The organism is Streptococcus mitis (genome assembly GCF_005844455.1).
In the GTDB taxonomy this organism is placed as follows: Bacteria; Bacillota; Bacilli; order Lactobacillales; family Streptococcaceae; genus Streptococcus; species Streptococcus mitis_BF.
In genome coordinates this window covers 1-3164 of record NZ_SPGF01000098.1, presented here as the reverse complement: position 1 = coordinate 3164, position 3164 = coordinate 1, and the positions used below count along the sequence as shown (strand labels likewise).

General features: G+C 41.1%; 5 protein-coding genes and 1 pseudogene. All 6 read right to left on the bottom strand.

Features of this window, described 5'->3' with window-relative positions; translation table 11 throughout:
• Nucleotides 1-149 precede the first annotated feature (149 nt).
• Nucleotides 150-911, bottom strand: coding sequence for an SDR family NAD(P)-dependent oxidoreductase (locus FGQ53_RS11430; RefSeq protein ID WP_138338879.1), 762 nt, complete (start codon nt 909-911; stop codon nt 150-152).
• A gap of 41 nt (nt 912-952) precedes the next feature.
• Nucleotides 953-1579 (bottom strand): YtpR family tRNA-binding protein, encoded by a 627-nt coding sequence (gene ytpR, locus FGQ53_RS11425; protein ID WP_138338876.1) that lies wholly within the window; start codon nt 1577-1579, stop codon nt 953-955.
• A 15-nt stretch (nt 1580-1594) separates the two neighbouring features.
• Nucleotides 1595-1912 (bottom strand): thioredoxin family protein, encoded by a 318-nt coding sequence (locus tag FGQ53_RS11420; RefSeq protein WP_084911980.1) that lies wholly within the window; start codon nt 1910-1912, stop codon nt 1595-1597.
• On the bottom strand, nt 1909-2214 hold the full coding sequence (locus FGQ53_RS11415; protein ID WP_138338874.1) for a DUF4651 domain-containing protein: 306 nt from the start codon (nt 2212-2214) through the stop codon (nt 1909-1911). The genes FGQ53_RS11420 and FGQ53_RS11415 overlap by 4 nt, the downstream gene beginning before the upstream one ends.
• Nucleotides 2215-2304: 90 nt before the next feature.
• Nucleotides 2305-2960 (bottom strand): annotated as a pseudogene (locus FGQ53_RS11410) (N-acetylmuramoyl-L-alanine amidase family protein); the annotation flags it as partial.
• Between the two features lie 3 nt (nt 2961-2963).
• Nucleotides 2964-3164, bottom strand: a 201-nt coding sequence (locus tag FGQ53_RS11405; RefSeq protein WP_212744433.1) for a transposase, incomplete at its 5' end; no start/stop codon positions are given.

Genomic DNA, 3164 nt, shown 5'->3' with positions numbered 1-3164 from the left:
TAGCAAGACCTCTTTTTAGTGTACTCAAAATTTGGGTAAACAATATCTCATTCAATTTTTACTTTTTTTCAAACTTTCTTCCTCCTACTTATCTATTCGCAGGAAATCAAAAAAAGTTACAGAAATTTGTAACTTTTCGAGAAAATTCTTTATTTTTTATGAACCATGAAACCTGTCGCCTGTTGATTGGCCATAATGGTCATATCTGTAATCTGCACACGACGGGGTTGACTGGTCACATAGACCACTGTATCTGCAATATCCTGAGCTTGCAAGGCTTCGATTCCCTGATAGACCGCCTCAGCTCGCTCTTTGTCTCCATGAAAACGTACGGTTGAGAAATCTGTTTCGACAATTCCAGGCTGAATGGTCGTCACCTTGATGTCCGTTGCGATGGTATCGATTCGCAGTCCATCTGAAAAAGTCTTGACAGCAGCCTTGGTGGCTGAGTAAACGGCTGCACCCGCATAAGCATAGATTCCTGCAGTTGACCCCATATTGATAATATGACCTTGATTGGCTTTTACCATTGCTGGCAAGAAACAGCGAGTAACCGCCATCAGACCCTTGACATTGGTATCCAACATGGTCAGCATATCCAGCTCTTCATAATCCTGATAGGGTGCTAAACCTAGAGCCAGACCGGCGTTATTAACCAAGATGTCAACCTTCCCTATCATTTCTAGAATATCAGAGCAGACAGTCTTTACCATGGTCATATCCGTGATATCTAGGGGAAAAGTCCAAACTGTTTGATTTGGAAAAGTTTCTGCAAACTCCGACTTGAGGATTTCTAGTCTGTCTATCCGTCGTCCTGTTAGAACGACATTCTCCCCCTGCTCCAGATAAGCGCGCGCAATCGCTTCACCGATTCCTGAGGTCGCTCCTGTAATCACTACATTTTTTGCCATCTTATTTCCTTCTAGCTGGTCTATCAGATATTAACAACTTCTTAGGCAGTCCAGTGTTTAGCTGGATCAAATGGAGTTCCGACAACTTGATCTTCTGATAATTCAATAACACCACGTTTTTGCGGAGCATTTGGCAGATGCAATTCACAAGGACTGCACATCATGCCAAAACTCTTTTCGCCACGAAGTTGGCCTGGGAAAATGAGATTGCCTTTTGGCATCATAGCTCCAGGAAGAGCCACAATGGTTTTCAACCCAACACGCGCATTGGGAGCCCCTGCAACGATTTGCACTGTCTTGTCACTTGCGACTGCAACTTGGCAGATGTTGAGGTGGTCACTATCAGGATGGGCTACCATCTCGATAATTTCACCAACAACAAACTTAGGTTCCTTGTCATTGACAATTTCTTCTGTAAAACCTTCCACCTGCAATTCTTGGTTCAAACGAGCGACTTGCTCATCTGACAAAAATACTTGCCCACGCTCTTCAATTTCAAACAAACTTGAAACTTCAAAAATATTCCAAGCCACTGTTTCTCCATTATCTTTGACAAAAACACGAACTACATTTCCTTTGCGTTCCACATCCAGTTTGGCATCTCCGCTATTTTTCACGATGACCATAAGGACATCACCGACATGTTCTTTGTTATATGTAAAAATCATTGTTTCTCTTTTCTCCTATTTCAATCCTGCTAAAAAGTCATTAATTTGTTGCTTGCTTTTACGGTCGCGATTGACAAAACGGCCGATTTCCTTGTCTTTTTCTAGAACAACAAGGCTAGGAATCCCGTAAACATCCCAGAGTTTAGCCAAATCCAGATACTGGTCTCGGTCCACTCGAATAAAGGTGAACTCTGGATTGGTCTCCTCAATTTCTGGCAAGGCAGGATAGATATAACGACAATCGCCACACCAGTCTGCTACAAAAAGAAAGACCTTCTTGCCATCTTTTTCTACTAATGATGCTAATTCTTCTAAACTTGCTGGTTGTATCATAAAATTTCCTCCTCATAGACTAGGTCTTCATTTTCATAGACAAAGGTATAATGACGGCCATGGCCATCCTCAAAAATGACGCCACCAACCAAGCTCTCCAGACTACTTTCATAAACTTGAACATAGAGGGTCGCAATTTCCCCCATGTCTGAAAAATGGTCTCGCACAATCGCTGTCAACTCTTCCTGAGTCTTCATGATCTTGCGGTTATCTGCAACTTTTTTCGTAGCAAGGGCAAGGCTTCCAATACCAAGCAGAGCCAAGCCTGCCATCCACATTTTTTTAGCTTTCATACCATTCATTTTAACACAAAAAACGCTTCAGGACAAATGAGGAAGCAGCAGAAAAGCAAGTAAAAATCCTCTTCCTTGCAGGAAAAGGACTTCTTATTCTTATTGCCAGGCACCTGAGTTGCCAACGTAGTAACCATCTGGTGTGTAGGTATTGCGAAGCATCTTACCTGATGAAGCTAGATAATACCACTTGCCGTTGTCTTTGATCCAATCATTCGCAAGCATGGCACCAGAAGAACTTACATAATACCATTCTCCCTTATCATAAACCCAAGCGCTTGCTTTCATATCTCCTGAAGTTGATAAATAGTACCACTTGCCTTGGTCGTAAAGCCAGTCACCAGCAATCATGGCTCCTGATGATTTAAAGACATACCAGTTGCCACCTTGATAGAGCCAGTTTGATTGAACATGACTCCTTTATCATTCATAAAGTACCAAGTTCCACTGTCCTTAACCCAAGCATTTTGAACTAGTTGACCTTGTTTTTGATAGTACCACTTTTCACTGTAATTATTTTTTAGCCAGCTTTCTGCTTTTACAATCGGATAAAGTGTTTTAAAGGCTCCTCCCCCTTTGTAGAAATGACTGATAACTCCTGGTTTTTCAAGTTTCAATTCTACATAGTCGTTTGCCCAAGCAAATACTTTTTGACCATTGACAGTCTCTGGTAAGGTAGCAGTGTAGGTCTTGGTTTTATAATCCCATTTTGTATCAAGGTAGGTGTATTGATCATTTGATTCGTCAATACGGTATAGTCATTTAGTTTTAAAAAAGCACTTTAAACATTCAAAAACATTTGGAACTTTCCTTAATAAATCTGTCACTTTCTTTTTCAAGATAGCCCAAGCCTGCTCAATAGGATTCAAATCTGGTGAATACGGTGGTAGAGGTAAGAAAAAGTGCTTATCTTGAATGCAAAGTTCATCCAAAATGTTCTTGGGATGAAAACTAGCATT

What these genes read in the sequence shown, in the direction of transcription:
- FGQ53_RS11420 (WP_084911980.1), bottom strand. Translation starts at nt 1,912, where the DNA reads ATGATACAACCAGCAAGTTTAGAAGAATTAGCATCATTAGTAGAAAAA.
- FGQ53_RS11415 (WP_138338874.1), bottom strand. Translation starts at nt 2,214, where the DNA reads ATGAATGGTATGAAAGCTAAAAAAATGTGGATGGCAGGCTTGGCTCTG.
- FGQ53_RS11430 (WP_138338879.1), bottom strand. Translation starts at nt 911, where the DNA reads ATGGCAAAAAATGTAGTGATTACAGGAGCGACCTCAGGAATCGGTGAA.
- ytpR (WP_138338876.1), bottom strand. Translation starts at nt 1,579, where the DNA reads ATGATTTTTACATATAACAAAGAACATGTCGGTGATGTCCTTATGGTC.